The sequence below is a fragment of the Bradyrhizobium zhengyangense genome (assembly GCF_022012555.1).
Taxonomy (GTDB): domain Bacteria; phylum Pseudomonadota; class Alphaproteobacteria; order Rhizobiales; family Xanthobacteraceae; genus Bradyrhizobium; species Bradyrhizobium zhengyangense.
Genome location: NZ_JAKLTZ010000010.1, coordinates 200,725 through 220,024 on the forward strand (window position 1 = coordinate 200,725; position 19,300 = coordinate 220,024).

The following is a 19,300-nucleotide window of genomic DNA, read 5'->3' on the forward strand; positions in this document are numbered from 1 at the left end:
TTCAACCGCGCTCGCATGGCGCGCCGATTGCCCCCATTGCCGGGCAAGTGCAGTGTCTTTCACGAGCGTGTTGCTTGCGATGGTAGCTGCAACGAGGTAACGGGGCGGCGATGGGCTGCCTCACCCGCAAAATTGGCCTTAATGGATTTGTAAACCTTCGCTTTCCACTTCGCATCGCCATAGTAACGCTTGCCCGGTGCACGGGGTACCGTCTCAACCGGCCTCGCCATTCCCAAAGACTCCACCAAATTCCAGTCGCCGAAATCCTTTTCCATCGCCGAGAGATGGGCCAGGAGCTTGTTGACCTCATATGCGGAGGTCCTCCTTGCTGTTGATACGCGGATGCCCCTCCCTCAAAAGCCGCCGTTACGGAAAAGTCGTAGACCCTGCTTGAAAGCACGACATCGCCAAGTGAATATTCAGCGTCCGGAATCCCTCCAGCGATCCCAACCAAAAGAATCCATCGCGGCGCAAGCTCCATAATCATATTGTTGGCTGTCGCTTGAGCCGCGATCTGCCCCTGTTCAGGAGACTTGGTGATGGCAACACCGATCTCATCCCCGTCCCGAGGCCGTGCGTGTTCGTAATATTGGTTCTTTCCTTCGGCGCGGGTGGTCCAAAACGGAGCGAAACTCATCAGGCCGAATGGCGATAATTCCGATCTGGGTAGCCGCTTTGAGGGAACCTGCGGGTAGCATTTCGTTTGATTTCGCGTGCTGAGCTTTCATAATTGAAACCATCTCGTTAACAGACTCCCTGGTTTCCGGATTCAACACCTTGTTCAGCTCTTCGGTGTGCTGCTCGCAAATGCGGCCCGAGGACAGCGACTTTTCAAGGTCGCGCCGGTGCCCTTTGAAGTCAAAGAAGCAATCGCGGGTCTCACGGTGAGACTTGATTTTGGGGTCGACAAAGCTCAGCGCATAGCGGATGAAATAATAACACAAGAAGGAGCGGTGAGAATCTGCATAGAAATGCCAATCTCGCAAAGTGATGGCTGCGAGTCCGCGACAAGCTCGGTTTGCTCCAAACAGGTTCCCCATCTGTCCGACCGGAGCTTCTGGTCGACCACGGCAATGACGTAAGGCCGCGGGGCTCTGGCCGCTGTACGATACTCGTCGAGACGACTCCACATCTCCGTTGAGAGATACTCCTCCCTTGTAAAATCATAGGCGAACGAGCGGAGGCGCTCGGGTGCCAAGGCGAACTCGAAATCTTTCTGGACCGAGTTGAGGATGCTGACAGCGTCCAGAATCTTGGCATCGAGGTTGGCGCCAAAACTGAGACCTCGATATGATAAAGCATCTCAGGCGCACTATGGCTGACTGACGATCAGTTTCGGATCTTCGTCTTCGATATCGACGTCAGTATCGGCATCGGTGACGCTGATGCCGTACTTGTATTCGCCGGGATCTTCCGCAACGAACGGCCCTATGACACCGGAGTGATTGGTATTGCCGACGGAAGTCGGATTACCGGTCGTCGTTTGAAGATCTAGCTCACGAAAGGGCCCAAAATAGATCGTCCAGCGAACGAGCCGGGTGGGAGAGTTCGGCCATGAAAGTAACCATGTCACCTTCTCACCAAGCTTAACTTTTGCAGGGTCCGGGTCGATCGACCATTGCGCGGTGTCAAGATGTTGGCTTCACAACCTAAGCTAGGCCGGCACCAGCGCCCGCAGGCGCTCGCGGAGCGCCTTGCTCAACAGCGGGCTTGCAAGCGCACCGACGACGACCAGCCAGGCCGCGCATTCCGCGATGAAGTGCGCGAGCCCACTCCCCGGCACGAGCGAGGTGATCACGCGGCCGATCAGCCAGCCCGACGCCACGATGGCGACGGCCATGAGCAGCAGGAACGCAATGTGCCTGAACGGTCCGCGCAAGGTTTGCCGCATGATCACCCATCCGAGCAGGCCGAACTGGATGAGGATGTCGCTCGCGACCACCGCGAACGCAGCGCCGAGCGGTCCGAGCCGCGGGATCAGCGCGAACGACAAAGTCAGGAACACGACGAGCTGAAGCCCCTTGATCCGGATCAGGAGCTCGCCGCGATTGCTGTGACTGGCGAAGACCAGCGCCAGCAGCGACGGCGCGACCGCAGCCGACCCGAGCAGCAGCGTCACCGCAAGCGGACCGTCATAGGGAATGCTGCCGTGGGTCCATAGCGCGAAGAAGTCGGGCCAGAACGGCAGCATGGCAGAAACGACGAGGCACGCGAGCCCCGTCACGAAAACCGATCCATAGGCGTAGTGGCGGCGCAGCCGCTCGATGTCGCCGATCGCGTAATCGTGGCCGAGCTCGGCGCCGAACGGTAAGGCGACCTGGAGACAGAGCCCGCGCACCAGGCTCGCGATCACGCGCGTTAGTCCCCATTGCGCCACCGTGACGCGGTCGGCGACGAGCGCAGAGACGAGCAGGACCGGAACGTTGACGAGCGCAAGCTCGGTGACGTTGGCGACCGCAAAGGGCAGCGCACGTCCGAGCTGTCCCATGCTCCAGCGCCATGACGAGGCGACATGAGCAGGCTTCGTGGCCCGGCCCAGGAACGGAAACAGGCGCGGCGCGTCGAAGGCGACGACGAAGATCGTGAACAGCAGCTGCATCGCGACGTATGCGATCGCCACCGCGAGCAGGCTTCCGACCGTGAACAGCGCGACAAGCTGCGCGATCTGGCCAAGCAGCAGGGCGGCGTTTTGCAGCCAGATGACGCGGCCGTAAAAGCCGCGCACGCGATAGAGACCGGAGGCAAGGTTGGCGGGCAGGCACAAGACCATGCCGAGCGTCATCACCAGCATCGCGGCATCGAAGGTCGGCGTCGCGTGAAAACCAAGTACTGCCGAGGGCGGCGCCAGCGAAATGGCCGCGCACAAGAGCACGGCGAGACCTGCGACAATGGCAAGATAGATCCGCAGCATGGCGCGGTAGAAACGCGCGGTGCGCCCGTCGCAATCGGCGCAGGACCTGAAGACGAGAAACCGGTTGATCGCGCGAAGCTGCAGGCCTCCGTCCGCCAAGACGACGAGGCCGCCCGCGGCATAGATGGCGAGCCACGCCGCGAGCATGTCGCCGCTCCATACATGCAGGAATGCCGGGATCAGCAGCAATTGCTGCGTCAGCCCCAGCCCCATCTGCGCCAGGTTCGCCGACCAGCCGTGAATGAGCCGGCGGGCGCGCCCGGCACCATCAGGACCATCGGCCTTGCCGGGCGCGTCAGTCTGCGTGTCGGTCAAGCCGCATCCTTCCCGGCGATCAGGGCGTTGAAGCCGCCTCTTAAGGCGGTTGAAGGGCTTGCGCAATGGCGTCCGATTCGCCTCCGGCACGCGGTCCGGTGCAGCGCGCTCAGAGCCCGTCCGCCTCGCCGTTCTTCGGCGTCGAGCGCGACACGAAGGGCGCGAACGACGTGTTGGCGTTGGTCGGCATCGTCAGCTTGCCGCCGCCATCCCGGGGCGCCGCATTTGTTGCGGGCGATCCCGCAGGGGCCGTCGTCCCGTCCGGCCGCTGGAGTGCAATCACCTCGCTCCGATCGCCCTGCTTGAACGTCACCTCGCGCGGCTGCACCGAGGTCAATGACCAGCCACCGACCGATTCGCCTTGGCGCAGGCGGACGACCTTCTGGTCGGTGCGGTTGACCAGGATCGCGATGGCATCGCCCTCGCCCACCACGGCCCCGACCAGCGCCAGCGGCGGCGGCGCTTCAACGGGCTTTGGCAGCGACGGCGCGCGAGCCTCGTCGACCGGCGCGGCTGCGACCGCAGGCGGCGGCGGCCGCCGCGTGGCGGAGAAGATCGGTCGCTCCTGGGTGACTGTCAGCACCGACAGCGGCACCGACCACAGCGGGTTGCCGCGGGGGGCCGGCTTGCTTTCATTTCGCTCGGTGCGGACGATCGGCCTGACCGCGCCGACCTCAACGCTCTCGGCGGGGCTGCCGGCAGTCTCGTCGGGGAGAATGTCCAAGCGCGAGGAGGTCGCAGCGATAGCCCCGGCAACGCCGAACACCGCGCATAGCGCGGCAACCCCTGTCGCTCTCAGCCATCTCGACATCGAAAGTCCCTTGTAGCCAACCCGGCCCGCGGCAACCCTGCTGGAGCAACCTAGTTCTGATGGGCCTCGCCATCAACCCGCTCCGCGGCGGTTCATCGCACGTCATGCTGCGATGCACCCAAAATGTTGCCCAATGGCCACGATCGCTGAAATTGCAAAGGAAACAGGCAGGAACTTCAAGCAAATTGACGCCCGTTCATTGCTGCTCGCCGCGACGCTGTGGGATCATTGCGCCGGGGCGGACTCGCTCCCGATTTGCTTTAGCGATTTGCGAAGGGCCGATGGCTGATTCGATCATTGCGCCTGGAAGGGTTGGTGGCCGGCTGCGCGCCGTCATCAAGCATTCACTGGCGACCTTGCTGGCGACCACGGCGCTCGGCGTCGTCGTTGCGCATGCGGTGGACGGCAACTGGGTTGGCGCCACCTCCGACTGGACCGATCCGGCGAACTGGTCGAGCCCCACCGTGCCGGACGGGACCGCAACCTTCGGCAACACCGGAAGCGCGGCCGTCGACAACAACAACGGCATCATCACGATCGGCACGGTCCTGTTCAACGGCACCGCTCAGGCCTATACGGTCACGGTCGGTAACCCGTTCATCATCAACGGGACAGGCATTATCAACAATTCCGGCAATACGCAGAATTTCGCGGTCACGTCCGGCAACAATCTGGTGTTTCAGCAGAACAGCACCGCGAGCGGCGGCACCGGTGCGGTGATCATCACCAACGCGACCGGCGGTACCGTCAACTTCATCCAGAACAGCACGGCTGGAACGGTCACCCTCATCAACAACAGCTTCGTGACGTTCGAGGATTTCGCCTCGGCTGGCACCTCGCAAATCACCAACAATGCGAACGGCCAGATCGACTTCTTCATCAACGCGACGGCCGCCGGCTCCACGATCAACAACGCGGCATCCGCAACGCTGAACTTCCACAACAACACCACCGCTGGCACCTCAAGCATCGCCAACAGCGGCTCGCTGAACTTCGACGGTTCCGCCACCGGGGGCAATTCCACCATAACGACCAACAATCTCGCCACCACGACCTTCAGCGGCACGGCGAGCGGCGGCAACGCACGCTTCATCACCAATGCCGGCGGCACGGTCGACTTTTCCGGCCTGACCAATGGCGGCACGACCGCAGGCTCGATCGAAGGCGCAGGCAACTATGTGCTCGGCGCCAGCACGCTGACCACCGGCAGCCTCAACACCTCGACCCAGGTCGACGGCGTCATCTCCGGCACCGGCGGCGGCCTGACCAAGGTCGGCACCGGCACGCTGACGCTGACCGGCGGCAATACCTACACCGGCGCGACGACGGTCTCGGCGGGAACGCTGGCGCTGTCAGGCTTCGCCGACATCTCGTCATCGAGCGTCGTGACGGTGAACGCGACGTTCGATGTTTCCGGGATGAATCCGGGAGTTCCCGCCGTGATCAACACGCTCGCCGGCAATTCGAGCGGCATCGTCAATTTGGGCAACACGAACCTGTTCATCGTTAACGGCTCGACCGAGTTCGCGGGCGTGATCCAGGGCACCGGCGGGTCCGAGGTCTTCGGGGGAACACAGACGCTGTCCGGCGTGAACACCTACACGAACGCGACGCAGATCGATGCGGGCGCGACTCTGGCGCTGAAAGGCAGCGGATCGATCGCGAGCTCGGCGAGCGTCACGTTCACGCCCGGCGCTGGCGGGACATTCGACATTTCGCAGACGACCTCCGGCGCGACCGCGAACGCGCTGGTCTCCGCCACCAGCGGCAGCTTCGTTTCGCTGGGATCGAAGACGCTGACGATCACCACCGGAAGCCTGTACGGCGGCGTGATCCAGGATGGTGGCATCGCGGGCGGCACCGGCGGCAACCTCGTCATCGCGAACGGCGCCTTGCAGCAGCTCTCCGGCATCAATACCTACACCGGCACCACGACCATCGCGGCAGGCGGCGAGCTCGATCTCACCAACGGCGGCAGCGACGGCAGCATTGCGACCTCGAGCAATGTCATCGCCAACGGCATCTTCGACATCTCGGGCCTGGCCGCCGGCACCTCGATCAAATCGCTGTCGGGCTCGGGCAACGTCAATCTCGGCGCCGACACGCTGACCATCACGGGCGGCAACAGCACCTTCGCCGGCATCATCGGCGACGGCGGCGCGGGCGGCGGCCTCACCATGGCCGGCGGCGCGGAAACCCTGACCGGCGCCAACACCTACACCGGCGCGACCACTGTCAACGGCGGCAGGCTGCAGGTCGACGGCTCGATCGTCAGCGCCAGCACCGTCAATGCCGGCGGCACGCTCGCAGGCACCGGCACCGTCGGCAACGTCGCGGTCACCGGCGGCACGCTGGCGCCGGGCCACGCGGGCGCGATCGGCACGCTGGCGGTCAACGGGTCGCTGAGCTTCACCGCCGCCTCGACCTATATGGTGCACGTTTCCTCCAGCACTGCCAGCCTCACCAACGTCACAGGCGCGGCCACGCTCGGCGGCGCGACGGTGAGCGCGATCTTCGGCTCCGGCAGCGTCAAGAAGCAGTACACGATCCTGACCGCCGCCGGCGGCCTCGGCGGCACCACCTTCAATCCGGCCGTCGTCTCCAACATGCCGACGATCAACGCGACGCTGAGCTACGTCGGCAACAACGTCTTCCTCAACATCGGCGTCGACTTCACGCCGAGCGGCGGCAGCCTCAGCGTCAATCAGCAAAACGTCGCGAACGCGCTTGCCAGCTTCTTCAATTCCAATGGCAGCATCCCGGCGGCCTTCGTCGCGCTGACGCCGTCCGGGCTGACCACCGCCTCGGGCGAGCTCGGCACCGGCATCATCCAGTCCGCGATCAATGCCGACGGCCAGTTCCTCAACCTGATGCTCGATCCGACCATCGCGGGCCGCTCGAGCGGCTTCACCAAGGCGGGCAGCGTCGCGCAATTCGCCGAGAGCGATGACGCCGATGCTTATGCCTCGATGCGCCCGGCCACCGCGCGCGAGCGCGAGGCCTTTGCGATGGCGACCAAGGCGCCGCTGTTGTCGGCGCAGCCGATCAATCGCTGGAGCGTCTGGACGGCCGGCTATGGCGGCTCGGCGCAGGTCGGCGGCAATGCCGCGGTCGGCTCGCAGGATCTGACGGCACGGGTCTGGGGCGGTGCGGCCGGCGCCGACTACAGGATTTCGATGGATACGCTGGTCGGCTTTGCGCTCGGCGGCGGCGGGCTGAACTACTCGCTTGCCAATGCGATGGGCACGGGCTCGGCTGACTTGTTCCAGGCCGGCGCCTACGGCCGACACAATTTCGGACCCGCCTATATTTCGGCCGCCCTCGCCTATGGCTGGCACGACGTCACCACCAACCGCACCGTGATCGGCGCCGACCAGCTCCAGGGCCGCTTCAAGGCCGACACGTTCTCCGCGCGCTTCGAGGGCGGCTATCGCTTCACCACGCCGCTGGTCGGCATCACGCCCTACGCGGCCGCGCAGGTCACGAACTTCAACCTGCCCAACTATTCCGAAGTCAGCCTCAATGGCGGCGGCCTGTTTGCGCTGAACTACGCCTCGCAATCGCTGACCGATACCCGCTCCGAGCTCGGCCTGCGCACCGACAAATCCTATGCGATGCAGAACGGTGTTCTGACCTTGCGCGGCCGCGCCGCCTGGGCGCACGACTACAATCCGAGCCGCGCCGTCACCGCGCTGTTCCAGACGCTGCCCGGCACCAGCTTCGTCGTCAACGGCGCCAGGGTCGACGCCGATTCCGCGCTGGTGAGCGCCAGCGCCGAGATGAAATGGCTGAACGGCTTCTCGATCGCCGGCACATTCGACGGCGAGTTCTCCGGCAACGTCACCAGCTACTCCGGCAAGGGCGTGTTCAAGTACTCGTGGTGAGCTGCCTTCCTACTTCACCGCCTGCCACTGGCCGGAAACACCCAAAATCACCCTGACGCGGCCGCTCGGGGCATCGCTCAGTGCCGTGGTCTGCGGCACCTGGACGTCGAGCTGATCGACGAACAGGAACGGCATCCCGGCTTCGAGGTCGTAGAGCACCTTCTGCAGCGCGGGTTGCTCGAGCTCGCAGCTGACGACAAGGCCGACGAAGCCATCCTTGGTCTGCGCGCCCGACACGTCCACCTGCGAGGACTGCACCGAGCCGCCCTGATTGCCCACGGCGGCCGCAACCCGCTGCAACAGATTGGCGCCCGCCACCGTCACCGTCGGCCCTTCCAGGAATGGCGTGCCGGGATGCTCGGCCAGGGCGGCCGCGGCGTTCTTGGCGGCGCCCTTGCGACCGCGCAGCTGGTCGAGCAGGTCGGAGGTCTGCGCCAGGGCCTGGCGATGGGTGATCACGTCGGCGATCGACAGCCCCGCCATCAAGAGCAGCGCGCCCGTCACCGCGAGATAGAGCGTGACCGCGATCAGCGGCGAGCTCAGCCACCGCACCAGCGCGTTTCCGCTTGCGATCCCGCTGCTGCTCACGCCGCTCTTCATTGCGCTGGTCATGGCGCGTTCCTCGCCTCGACCTGCGCTTCGATGTGGAAACGCTCGCCGGGATCGGAGGGGCTGCGCGTCGTCGGAGCGTAGAAGGTCGCGCGGGTGAAGTGCTGGGACTGCTCGATCAGCGGGATCAGCGAGGGCGCATCGCGGGTGATACCGGCGATCTGGAGCTTGTTACCGGCCAGATGCATCTCGGTGACGTAGGTGTGGTCAGGCAACAACCGGCTCAGCGATTCCAGCACGACCACGCTCGCCGGCGTCTCGTATTTGCGCCGCTCCAGCAACGCCAGCGGCGAGCGCTCGCCGCCGTCGGCACCACGGATCGCGGCGCGGCGCTGGGTGATCTGCTGCTCGAGCTCGCTCTCCTGCGCACTCAGACTGTCGGCCAGATAGCCTGCGACGACTGAGCCCAGCACGGCGGTGACCGCGGCGACGGCCAGCACCACTTGCAGGGTCCGGCTGAGCCGCACCGGATCGATCGCGCCGCGCGATTTCTGCTCGAACACTTTGATGCGGCCGCCTTCAGCCGCCTCGGTCAGGACCGCGATCGCGGACGGATGAAAGCCGGACAGCGCCCCGACATAGCCCATCGCCATCAGGCGCGGCGCCGCCGCAATCATCGTGGTGATGCTCTCGCTGCCCTGCGCCACCGGCGCGCCGCAACCGAACACCGCCTCCGCGGCGCTCCACGGCGTCAGCCGGTCGATCTGCGCCCGCACGATGCCGTCGAGGAAATCGGCCGCGCGCGCCGGCAGCTCCAGCGGGCGGAACAGGAAGCGGGCCGGCCGCAGCACGATCTCGACGCGGCAGCCGCGGACAATTGGCGCGAGATTGGCGCCGGTGAACTTGCCGTCCTCGAACGCGACTTCCTTGGGCGCATTCTCCGGCTTCGAGGCCTCCAGCGCGAACGCGCCGCTCTCGCTCTCGACCAGCCGTACCAGGCGCGGCGACACCATCCGCTCCAGTCCGGAGACCGCGGCACCCGCCACCGTGCCGGTCCAGGCATCGAAAACGGCGCTGATGGAACTGAGCGAACTCATCTCACAGAGGCTTTCCGGCGGAACCATCAAAGGCGTTGTGCCACGACAATACACGATAGGGCTCATCGCCGCTTTCGAGAAGCAGGATGACGATCTCGGCCGAACTCCGCCGGTGCGACGGCGCTTCCGCTGCGACCGTCACACGGTAGGTCTTCGAGCCCTCGATCGTCGCGCTCGCGCTGCCGGCCAGCCCGACCAGCGATTGCGGGTCGACCCTGGGATCGGCGCGGTCGCGCAGCAGCCGTTGCAGGGTCTCCGGGGTCATGCCGGGCAGCGCCGCCAACACCTGCGGCGCGGCGTCGAGCACGTTCACGGTGCGCATGTTGCTGAACACCGTGACGAAGGGCAGCATGCGGTCGATCACGTTGGGGGGAATGCCGCGCACCAGCCACAGCTCGTCACTGTGCTGAAACGGTGCATGGCGCGGCAAATAGGACGCGCCGAGCGTGCGGTAGTAGGAGTCCTCCGGATTGTCCTGGCCGGGCTCCGTCGAGGTCCGCCACGCCAGGATCCGGTCGGCATAATCAGGCGCATCCGCCGCCGATACGCCGAGCCCGGTCATCAGGCCAATGAAGATTGCTTTCGGCGCCGCGTTGAGATCGATGCGCGCAGCCTCCGAGCGGAACGTCACGGCTATCAGGCCTGCCCCGACGCGGGCGTTGAAGGTGCCGCTGGTCGAGCGCGTCGCCTCGCTCTGCGCGGTAAGCCGATAGGCCGTAAGCTCGAGCCCCGCGTTCATCAGCGCGTCGGCCTGCAGTCGGTCGGTGTTCACGGCCACCGTCACCGCCGTGTTGGTGACATAGGTCAGGTAGATCAGCGCGAGCGTGGCGAGCGCGGCCAGCATCCAGAGCACCACGACGACGATGAAGCCGCGATCGTCGCCAATTGCAGCTCGATCCTGAGCCCTGCCGCTCACAGCTGCGGCTCCTGCTTCTGTGCCTGCTGCGGATTTGGGCCCGTCACGCAGGTCGTCGGATTCTTGGCCCGCGCGCATTCGGCGGGCGCATTGATGTGCGGCACCGTCGCCGCCGACACCGCCAGCACCTGGCCGGAGGCGCCGTCCCGCACCGTGATGCGGATGCGTTCAGGCAATTGCGACTGGCCGCGCCAGGTCGGCTGCCAGGTCCTATCAGGACCGGCATAGCCGAAGCTGACCCGGAACGGCGCGCGGATCAGCACCACCTGGTCGATGAAGCGTATCTGGCCGTCGCTGGGCATCGGCTGGAACGGCGCGCGCTCGCGGACCAGCGCCAACCCCTGTGCGTCGGCCTTCTCGATGAAGCGGATGAATTCCAGGCCCGGGCGGGCGCTCGGGCCGAGCGAGGTACGCAGAAACGTCACCGACAGTTCGGCACCATCGAACAGCGGCAGCTTGGCGTCGCCATTGATGGTCATCTGCTCGGCAACGGAGAGGTCTGCAACGATGCGGTCGAGCCCCGTGGCGAGACGCTCCGCGCGCTGCACCCGCGCGATGCCACGATTCCAGTTCGGCAGCCACTGCGCCGTGACTGTCGCGAGCGCGGCCAGGATCACGGTCATCAGCAATGTCGCCAGCAGGACTTCGAGCAGCGTGAAACCCGCCTCGGAGGCGACCACGCGGCGCAGGCGTTGCGTCATCCGTTTCGTTGCGCAGGTCATTGCGTGGGTCATTGCGTCGACCTTGGCACCAGCTTCACCGTCGTCACCTGGATCGCGCCGCCGTCAGCGCCCTGGAGGCGGAGATTGACCGCAAGCGGCACGAAACGGTCGGTGGCGGGATTACCGCCGGCGACATTCATCGGCGTGATGTCGGCCCGCCAGCGGCTGCCGGCCAGCTGACCGTTCAGACGGCCGGGCTTGAGAAGTCCGCGCGCGGGCAAGTCTGCAAGCAATGTCTCCGCCGTGCCTGACAGGGCCAGACGCTGGTCGATCGAGCGCGTGCCCCTGACCGTGACCGAGATCACCGAGCCGATGGTTCCAAGCACGATGGCGATGATCGCGAGCGCGACCAGCGTCTCGATCAAGGTGAAGCCGGCGGCGCCGCTAGAGCAGCTTCTGCGGGACAATCTCGACACCTCCGGTCAGCCAGTTGACCCGCACCTCATAGCCCATGCCGGGTCGCGCCAGCACGATCGTCCCGCCGCACGACATGCCCGACGGAAAGAAGTCGATCGACTGCCCCGTGGCGCGATCGGCGCAGCGCGCGGCCAGCGTCGCCTGCACCACGACATCGCGCGGCAGGCGGATGGTCTGTCCGGTGACGCCGGAGCGGATCGCGCGCGCCTCCGCATCGACCAGAGTTGCAACCCTGACCTGGCGACGCAGCGCGGAGTTGCGATCGGATTTGAGCAGCGCCGCGGTCTCGACCGCATAGCTTTCGAGCTTGGCGCGGGTGGTCGTGCGCGGGATCGCCGGCAGGATGATCGCTGCGAGCAGGCCGATGATCGCGAGCACGCACAGGATCTCGATCAGCGCGAAGCCCCGCTGATCGCAGCCTTGCACATCACCATCAGGTTCAGCGCGCGCCGCTGACGATGTCGGCTGCTGTTCCACTGCCGCCTTCCTGCCCGTCTGATCCGAGCGAGATAATGTCGTAGGGGGCGCTCGCGCCCGGTGACCGATAGACGTAGCCGTGGCCCCAGGGATCGTTGGGCACCACGCCACCGCGCAGGTAGGGCCCGTTCCAGCCGGCGTGGTTGTTGCTCCGCGTCAGTCCGGCGAGGCCTTCATTCGAGGTCGGATAGCGGCCGAGATCGAGGTAGTAGAGATCGAGCGCACTGGAGAAGCTTTCGATCTGGATCTTCGCCGCCTTGGCCTTGGACTCGCTGAGATAGTTCAGCACGCGCGGGCCGACCAGCGCCATGATCATGCCGATGATGGTGATGACGACGAGCATCTCGACCAGGGTGAAGCCAGCCTCGCCGCGGGCCTCGCGCCGCGGACGACGCCTCGACGGTGGATGTCTGGTCACTTCATGCCTCCCATTCCCTTCTCTAACCGATGATCTGGCTCACCGACATCAGTGCGGTCATCACCGATGTGATCAGACCGCCGACGACGAGCGAGATCGCAATGATCGCCGCGGGCCCGGCAATGCCGACCGCGCGGTCGAGCGTGCGTTGCAGTTTCGATTCGTAGAATTCGGCGACACGGCCTGACAGCATCGGCAACTGCCCGGTTTCGTCACCCAATCGCAGCATGCGGACCGCCATGGGCGGCAACGCCTCCGTCTCCGCAAGCGCATCGGAGAGTTTCGAGCCGTGGCGGACGCGGTCGGCGGCGTCGCTCCAGACCGTGGACGCCCCTGTTGTCGCCATCATGTCAATGAGAATGCGCAGCGTCGTGGTGAGATTGACGCCGCTCCCGAGCAGCAGGCCGAGGTTGCGGCAGAACAGCGCTGTACGATACGCGCCCATCACGTTGCGGATGGCCGGCAGCCGCACAAACGCATTGGTCAAACCGCGGCGGACACGCTCCTGCCGCAGCACGAGCCACAACGTTGCGACAGTCGCAGCAAGACAGGCCAGCACGATCTCCGAATTGCCGCGCAGGAAGGTCGAGATGTTCAGGAACACGCCGACAACAGGATCGACCTTGGCGCCGAAATCCTGCAGGACGCTGGCAAATTGCGGCAGCACGAATGTCAGGAAGAACAGCAGCACGCAGCCGGCCGCGCCGAGCACGAAGAGCGGATAACGGATCGCATCGGTCAGGCGCCGCCTCAGCGCTTCGGCGCGCGCGCGTTCGCCTGACAACACCTCCAGCACCTGGTCCAGCGAACCCGACGCCTCGCCGACCCGCACCAGCGCAATATACATCGGCGGAAACAATCCCTCATGCCGTGCCAACGCTTCTGCAAAGCTCTCGCCGGAGACGACACGCGCACGGATGTCGGCGACGACAGGCAGCAACCGTCCGAAGTCCGGATCGGCCGCGAGCAGCTCGAGCGCGTCGTTGATGCGGGCGCCCGCGCGCAGCAGCAACGCGAGGTCGCGCGTGAGAATGGTGACGTCTTCCGGCTTCGGCCTGTTGAAGAGCCTGAGCACGCTGCCCGCCGCGCCGCCCTCCTCGGGGGTGACATTGTCGACCAGCACCAGGCCGAGCCGCTCGATCCGCGATGCCACGTCACCCGGCGCCGGCGCGGCGATGGCTCCGGAGACCAGTTCGCCGTTGGCATTGAGGGCGCGGTAGCGATAGTTCGGCATTATGTCTAGCGCTCCTGGGCCTAGCGCACCGTCGTGACGCGGAAGACTTCGGGCACCGTCGTCAGTCCGGCCCGGCATTTGGCGACCGCATCCTCCAGCATCGTCGTCATGCCGCCGCGCATCGCGGCGGCGTCGATGGAGTGCGAGTCGGTCTGTGGCCCGATCAGTGCACGCACATCGTCGGACATTTCGAGGATCTCGAATACGCCGTTGCGGCCGCGATAGCCAGTGCCGCCGCAGCGTTCGCAGCCGCCGGCCTCGTGCACGACCTCGCCGCACTTGAAGCCGATCACGGCAAAGCGCGGGTCCCTGGCGAGATCGGCCTCGGTCAGCGCGTGCGGCACCTTGCAACGGTCGCACAGCATGCGCACCAGCCGCTGCGCCACGACGGCGCGCAGCGTCGATTTGAGCAGGAACCCTTCGATGCCGAGATCGATCAGGCGCGGCACGGCCGCAGCCGCCGTCTCGGTATGAAGCGTCGTCAGAACGAGATGGCCGGTGAGCGCGGCATGGATCGCGATATGCGCCGTCTCGGCGTCGCGGACCTCGCCGACCATGATGACGTCGGGGTCCTGGCGCACGAAGGCGCGCATGGCGGAGGCGAAGGTCAGGCCGATCGACGGCTTGACCTGGGACTGGTTGATGCCGGGAATCTCGTACTCGACCGGGTCCTCGATGGTGAGGATCTTCCGCGTCGGCTCGTTGAGGATCGACAGCATGGTGGCAAGCGTCGTGGTCTTGCCGCTGCCGGTCGGACCGGTGATCACGATCATGCCGTGCGGCATGGCGAGCAGCCGCGTCATCACACTCTCGTCGCGCGCGCCGAGCCCGAGCTTGCTCATCTCCAGCAGTCCGCGGTCGCGCGGCAACAGGCGGATGACCGCGCTCTCGCCATGCTGCGTCGGCATGGTGGCGACGCGGACGTCGAGTTCGCTGCGGCCGACGCGCACGCGCGCCGCGCCGTCCTGCGGCAGGCGCCGTTCTGCGATGTTGAGGCTGGCCAGAATCTTGATGCGCGAGATCAGCGCCTGTGGCGGAATGCCATGCGGCGACGGCAGCGCACGCAGGAGACCGTCGACGCGCATGCGCACTACCAGCCCGGCACGGAACGGCTCGACGTGAATGTCGCTGGCACGCAGGTCGACCGCGCGCTCCAGGAGATCGTTGAGGGCGCGAACCACCGGCGCGCCGCTGGCGAGGTCGCGCAGGCTCTCGATGTCGTCGTCGGACTGCACCGCACGGCCAGTGCCCTGGTCTGCATTCGCATCGTCGGCATCGGCTCGCTGATCGAGGACCGTCGTAATGTCCTCATATGACGCCACGACGACATCGACCGGCGTTCCGAACACGATTTCCGCAGCCCTGATAGCGGCCGTATCGGAGGGATCGGCGACGGCCAGGCGAAATCCGCCGTCCGGCGCGCCAAACGGAAAGATGGTGGATTCTCGCAGGAATCGGCGCGAAAAACCTTCGAGGCGAGGCGTCGTCGTCAGCAGTTGCGGAAGACTTAGCCGCGGCAGGGCAAAATAATCCGACACCTCGTCGGCGAATTCGGCCGCCGACAAATCGGTGGCCTCCCAAAACTCGCGTAACGGACGTATCAGCGCCGGATTGGCCGTCTTTTCTACACGGACATGCGCGCGCGGCGGCAGTGAGTATTTTTCAAGAAGGTGCTGCCGGAAGCTATCGGCGGAACGGTCTCGCATCGCATTCACAGCGTTGACCTTGTTACTTGAATGCAACAGCTTCAGGGGGCACGGGAGGCCCTTTGCCCTTGACTTATTTCTTAGCAAAAACATAATCGTGGCGCAAATTATTGCGCGTCCGAACCAAGGGGGATCGGATGCCGTTTCCAGTCACTTCCAGAGTTGGCAGGCGTATCTTGTTTGAAGTGGTCCAACCGCTTTTGCGCCGCCGCGCAGCGTTGACTGGAACGATTGTGCTGTTGTCGACGGCCGTCCTGCTGACGGGGTGCATCGTCACCGCCGACCAGTCGGTCGAAGCCGATCCAAGGGATCCACGCGCCCAGGATCTTGTCGACAAGATCCGCGGCATCGATCTCCAGCCGCGCCAACCAGCGGATATGGGAAGCAGCGGCATCTCGCAGCCGAAATCGTCGAAGCCTGCGATTTATCTGAGCGATGGTGCAACGCCGCAAGGCGGTGCGCTGGCCGAGCGCGACGATGGCGGCGGCAGCGGCTACGACCTCAATTTCGAGAACGCACCGGTGGCGACCGTCGCAAAGGTCATCCTCGGTGACGTTCTCAACGTCGGCTACACCATCGATCCGCGCGTGCAGGGCACCGTGACGCTTGCCTCGGTGCGACCAGTCCCCAAGGCGGACGCGGTCTATGTGCTGGAGAATGCGCTGCGCATGTCCGGCGTCGCGCTGGTCCGCGACCGCACCGGCTATCGTCTGCTGCCGGCGCCGGAGGCCGGCCCCGGCGGCATCGACCGTTCGGCGAGCACTGAAGCCGGCCAGGGCATCACCGTCGTGCCACTGCGCTACACCTCGGCGCAAAATATCTTCAAGCTGCTCGATGCCTTCGGCGTGAAGGCTTCGACCATGCGTCCCGACAATTCGCGCAATACGCTCATCGTCAGCGGCAGCGGGACCGATCGCGCGACGGCAGTCGACACGATCCTGTCATTCGACGCCGACTGGATGCGCGGACAATCGGTCGGCATCTTCCCCGTGCGCAATTCGGCGCCCGAGCCCGTGATCTCCGAGATCGAGAAGATCATGGATTCCGGCGAAGGCGGGATGGGCCAGAACGTGATCAAGATGCAGCCGATCGCGCGGCTCAATTCGATCCTCGTCGTGAGCCAGAAGCCGGAATATCTCAAGCGCGCCCAGACCTGGATCGCCAGGCTCGATCGTTCCGACACCGACGGTGTGAACCTGAAGTCCTATCCGCTGCGCTACGGCAATTCCAAGCTGGTCGTCTCGATGTTGAACGATATGCTGTTCAACCAGAGCGCGGCGAGCAACACCTCGCTCGACAGCGCATCGAGCCAGGTCGCGCCCGGCGCGGGCCTCGCCACGTCGTCCTCCAGTTCCAGCAATCCGATCGCCTCGCTAAGTGCAATGCCGACGGCCGCATCCGGCGCGGCGACGCCGGTGACCGGACCTGCGGGATCCGCGCTCGGGGCCCGCCCCGCTCCGGCTGCGTCAGCAGCGCCGGCGCAGGCGCAGGACAACGGCCTCGGTGGACTGGGCGGAAGCAGTTCGAGGTCCGGCATCACCACCATCCTCCAGAACGTCCGGATCACCGCCGACGTCACCAACAATGCCGTCCTCGTCTATGCCAACCAGGACGCGCAGCGCATCGTCGAGCAGACCATCCGCCAGATCGACCGGCCGCAGCGCCAGATCGCGATCGAGGCGACGATTGCCGAGGTGACGCTGAACGACCAGTTGAACTACGGCGTGCAGTTCTTCCTGGCGAGCCAGAAGGGCTCGGTCTCCAACACCATATCCGGTGTCAGCAATGCGGCGTCTGTCGGCAGCGGCGCGGTCGAGGCGGCGTCCAACGCCGTCAACGCCGCGGGCGGCGCGCTGCTCGGACGAGTCTTGCCGGGCTTCAACTTCCTGGTCGGCTCCGAGAACTCGCCGCGTGTCATCCTCGACGCGTTGCACGGCGTCACCGACGTCAAGGTGCTGTCGAACCCGTCATTGGTGGTGCTGGACAACCAGGCCGCGACGTTGCAAGTCGGCGATCAGGTGCCGTTCTCCACGGGCACCGCGACCGTGCTGACCGCCAACAACACCGTCGTCAACACCATCGACTACAAGAACACCGGCATCATCCTGCGCGTGCTGCCGCGCGCCAACGCCAACGGCAACGTCGTGCTCGACATCGAGCAGGAAATCTCGAGCGTGGCCGCCGGCAGCGCCAACTCGCTGACGCCGACGATCTCGCAGCGTCGCGTCAAGAGTTCGATTGCGGTGACCAGCGGGCAGACGGTGCTGCTCGCCGGCCTGATCAGCGAGACCGAGAACAAGCAGCGCCAGGGCATTCCCGTCCTGGATTCCATTCCCGGCGTCGGCGATGCCTTCTCGCATCAGACCAACGCGCGCGCCCGGACCGAGCTGATCCTGTTCATCCGCCCGACCGTCATCAAGGACGGCGTCGATGCGCATGTCATCGCCGAGGAGATGCGCAGCAAGATGAACAGCCGTCTGGTCGGGACCAGCAATCCCGTGGTCACCGTGAGCCCGCCCAGGGCGGCGCGCTGACGGCGTGGCCGAGGACGACGCGCAGGACGGGATCCGCGCCCCGCTGGCCCTCAGCTGCGCGCTGCTCGTCGGGGTGCTCGCCAGCCTCGTGACGGCCCCCGCCGCGGAAGGCATCTTCGGTGCGTTCCTCGCCGCCTTGATGCTCGCCATCGCCGCGCATGATGCCCGCCACTATCTGATCCCCAACGAGCTGACGGGCGCGGCCTTCGCGCTTGCGCTGCTTCGCGCTGCCGCTGTCGTGCCCGATGTCGGCGCACAGGCGCTGCTTTGGCCGGTCGCGCGCCCCCTGGTCGTGGCGCTTCCACTGCTGCTCCTGATGCAGGCCTATCGGCGCTGGCGCGGCCGCGACGGGCTCGGGCTCGGCGACGTCAAGCTCGCGGCCCTCTGCGGGGCCTGGCTCGATCTTGCGACGGTGGCTGCGGTGATCGAGTTCGCCGCCCTGCTCGCGATCGGCGCCTATGTCGTCAATGCCGCACTGCAAAGAAAACCGCTGCGGGGGACAGCCTTCCTGCCGTTCGGGCTGTTCCTCGCGCCCTCGATCTGGATCGGTTGGCTGGGCGAGACCTGGTATCTGAACTGGCTCGGCGGCTGGCCCGGCTAACGCCCGAAGCACGCAGGCATCAGTGCTCGCGGCTTGGCGCCCATTCCAGTGCCCGCAGGCGGGCCTGGGCGATCTCTCCGCGCGTCATCTTGGTGGTGACGGCGTCGCGGATCCGGGCCCGGGACTCGCGCACCCGCGGCGGCGATGCCGCGGTCGACAGGTTCAGCCATTTGGAGGCTTCGACGATGTCCCGCGGCACGCCAAAGCCGCGGTCATAGAGCAGGCCCAGCGAATATTGGGCGCGGCTGTCACCCTGCTCCGCGGCCCGCCGGTACCACATCGCAGCTTCGGTGTAGTTCTGCGGCACGCCGCGGCCGGTCTCGAACAGGAAGCCGAGATAGGTCTGCGCAGCGGCGTTGCCGCGCTGGGCAAGCGGGATGAAGATGCGCGAGGCCGTCACATAGTCCTGGCGCTGGTAGGCTGACAGGCCTTGGCCGAGCGACTGGCCTTGGACTGGGATCGCGGGCAGAAGCAGCAATACCGCGGCAATGCATCGGGCCCACCGCAGCAGTCCGTCGCGGCGCCGGGACTCGCGATCGCACCCGCTGACAAATATCGTGCGTTCCTTCCACATGCGGACAACAATAGTCCGGCGATTTGACCGAATCCAGAGCGGCTGGTCATCGAGGAGCAGCGCGGCGCGCGCAGATGCTCGTTCGACTATTCTCAAAGTCGGCGCATGGCTGACCGCGCCGGCCGACACTTGCC

19 protein-coding genes are annotated in these 19,300 nt (G+C 65.7%); 4 read left to right on the forward strand and 15 right to left on the reverse strand.

The annotated features are described in order from the left end of the window. Window position 1: 1 nt before the first annotated feature. The 5 genes from L6639_RS43530 to L6639_RS30760 all read right to left on the reverse strand — a co-directional run bounded on the left by L6639_RS43530 (window position 2) and on the right by L6639_RS30760 (window position 4,037). A complete protein-coding gene (locus tag L6639_RS43530; RefSeq protein ID WP_377818987.1) occupies window positions 2-637 on the reverse strand; it encodes a phosphorylase family protein in 636 nt (211 codons plus the stop codon). Continuing rightward, the gene (locus L6639_RS30745) at window positions 555-1,040 is read right to left on the reverse strand and encodes a hypothetical protein (protein WP_237865125.1); all 486 of its coding nucleotides are present in this window, start codon (window positions 1,038-1,040) and stop codon (window positions 555-557) included. The genes L6639_RS43530 and L6639_RS30745 overlap by 83 nt, the downstream gene beginning before the upstream one ends. Window positions 1,041-1,312: 272 nt before the next feature. Then, the gene (locus L6639_RS30750; RefSeq protein ID WP_237865126.1) at window positions 1,313-1,573 is read right to left on the reverse strand and encodes a hypothetical protein; all 261 of its coding nucleotides are present in this window, start codon (window positions 1,571-1,573) and stop codon (window positions 1,313-1,315) included. A gap of 81 nt (window positions 1,574-1,654) precedes the next feature. Continuing rightward, window positions 1,655-3,226 carry a polysaccharide biosynthesis protein gene (locus L6639_RS30755; RefSeq protein WP_237865127.1) on the reverse strand — a complete coding sequence of 524 codons (1,572 nt, stop codon included), beginning with the start codon at window positions 3,224-3,226 and terminating at the stop codon, window positions 1,655-1,657. Window positions 3,227-3,335: 109 nt separating this feature from the next. Next, the gene (locus tag L6639_RS30760; RefSeq protein WP_237865128.1) at window positions 3,336-4,037 is read right to left on the reverse strand and encodes a hypothetical protein; all 702 of its coding nucleotides are present in this window, start codon (window positions 4,035-4,037) and stop codon (window positions 3,336-3,338) included. 133 nt (window positions 4,038-4,170) lie between these two features. On the opposite strand from L6639_RS30760, the gene L6639_RS30765 reads away from it, so the two are divergent. Continuing rightward, window positions 4,171-4,326, forward strand: a complete 156-nt coding sequence (locus tag L6639_RS30765) for a hypothetical protein (protein WP_237865129.1) — start codon at window positions 4,171-4,173, stop codon at window positions 4,324-4,326. Beyond that, the gene (locus tag L6639_RS30770; protein WP_237865130.1) at window positions 4,319-7,921 is read left to right on the forward strand and encodes an autotransporter outer membrane beta-barrel domain-containing protein; all 3,603 of its coding nucleotides are present in this window, start codon (window positions 4,319-4,321) and stop codon (window positions 7,919-7,921) included. The genes L6639_RS30765 and L6639_RS30770 overlap by 8 nt, the downstream gene beginning before the upstream one ends. A 9-nt stretch (window positions 7,922-7,930) precedes the next feature. On the opposite strand, the gene gspM is transcribed toward L6639_RS30770, so the two are convergent. Genes gspM through L6639_RS30815 form a run of 9 tightly spaced genes read right to left on the reverse strand, consistent with a single transcriptional unit; the run spans window position 7,931 to window position 15,457 of the window. Next, complete coding sequence (gene gspM, locus L6639_RS30775; protein ID WP_237865132.1) at window positions 7,931-8,533, reverse strand: type II secretion system protein GspM; 603 nt, start codon at window positions 8,531-8,533, stop codon at window positions 7,931-7,933. Then, window positions 8,530-9,567 carry a PilN domain-containing protein gene (locus L6639_RS30780; protein ID WP_237865133.1) on the reverse strand — a complete coding sequence of 346 codons (1,038 nt, stop codon included), beginning with the start codon at window positions 9,565-9,567 and terminating at the stop codon, window positions 8,530-8,532. Before L6639_RS30780 ends, gspM begins: the two co-directional genes overlap by 4 nt. A gap of 1 nt (window position 9,568) precedes the next feature. Beyond that, on the reverse strand, window positions 9,569-10,483 hold the full coding sequence (locus L6639_RS30785) for a type II secretion system minor pseudopilin (RefSeq protein WP_237865134.1): 915 nt from the start codon (window positions 10,481-10,483) through the stop codon (window positions 9,569-9,571). After that, complete coding sequence (locus L6639_RS30790) at window positions 10,480-11,184, reverse strand: general secretion pathway protein GspJ (protein ID WP_237865135.1); 705 nt, start codon at window positions 11,182-11,184, stop codon at window positions 10,480-10,482. Before L6639_RS30790 ends, L6639_RS30785 begins: the two co-directional genes overlap by 4 nt. Before the next feature lie 29 nt (window positions 11,185-11,213). Continuing rightward, the gene (locus L6639_RS30795) at window positions 11,214-11,612 is read right to left on the reverse strand and encodes a type IV pilus modification PilV family protein (protein WP_237865136.1); all 399 of its coding nucleotides are present in this window, start codon (window positions 11,610-11,612) and stop codon (window positions 11,214-11,216) included. Then, window positions 11,590-12,099, reverse strand: a complete 510-nt coding sequence (locus tag L6639_RS30800) for a prepilin-type N-terminal cleavage/methylation domain-containing protein (RefSeq protein WP_237865137.1) — start codon at window positions 12,097-12,099, stop codon at window positions 11,590-11,592. The genes L6639_RS30795 and L6639_RS30800 overlap by 23 nt, the downstream gene beginning before the upstream one ends. After that, a complete protein-coding gene (gspG, locus tag L6639_RS30805; RefSeq protein WP_237865138.1) occupies window positions 12,062-12,517 on the reverse strand; it encodes a type II secretion system major pseudopilin GspG in 456 nt (151 codons plus the stop codon). Before gspG ends, L6639_RS30800 begins: the two co-directional genes overlap by 38 nt. A gap of 22 nt (window positions 12,518-12,539) precedes the next feature. Next, window positions 12,540-13,751 (reverse strand): type II secretion system F family protein, encoded by a 1,212-nt coding sequence (locus L6639_RS30810; RefSeq protein ID WP_237865139.1) that lies wholly within the window; start codon window positions 13,749-13,751, stop codon window positions 12,540-12,542. A gap of 20 nt (window positions 13,752-13,771) precedes the next feature. Further along, window positions 13,772-15,457 (reverse strand): GspE/PulE family protein, encoded by a 1,686-nt coding sequence (locus L6639_RS30815; RefSeq protein WP_249798407.1) that lies wholly within the window; start codon window positions 15,455-15,457, stop codon window positions 13,772-13,774. A 137-nt stretch (window positions 15,458-15,594) separates the two neighbouring features. On the opposite strand from L6639_RS30815, the gene gspD reads away from it, so the two are divergent. Both gspD and L6639_RS30825 read left to right on the forward strand, forming a co-directional pair. Beyond that, on the forward strand, window positions 15,595-17,991 hold the full coding sequence (gene gspD, locus L6639_RS30820; RefSeq protein WP_377818990.1) for a type II secretion system secretin GspD: 2,397 nt from the start codon (window positions 15,595-15,597) through the stop codon (window positions 17,989-17,991). Window positions 17,992-17,995: 4 nt separating this feature from the next. After that, window positions 17,996-18,592 carry a prepilin peptidase gene (locus tag L6639_RS30825; RefSeq protein WP_237865142.1) on the forward strand — a complete coding sequence of 199 codons (597 nt, stop codon included), beginning with the start codon at window positions 17,996-17,998 and terminating at the stop codon, window positions 18,590-18,592. A gap of 19 nt (window positions 18,593-18,611) precedes the next feature. Here the strand turns inward: L6639_RS30825 and L6639_RS30830 are convergent, their stop codons facing one another. After that, on the reverse strand, window positions 18,612-19,070 hold the full coding sequence (locus L6639_RS30830; protein WP_237865143.1) for a tetratricopeptide repeat protein: 459 nt from the start codon (window positions 19,068-19,070) through the stop codon (window positions 18,612-18,614). Window positions 19,071-19,300: the final 230 nt, after the last annotated feature.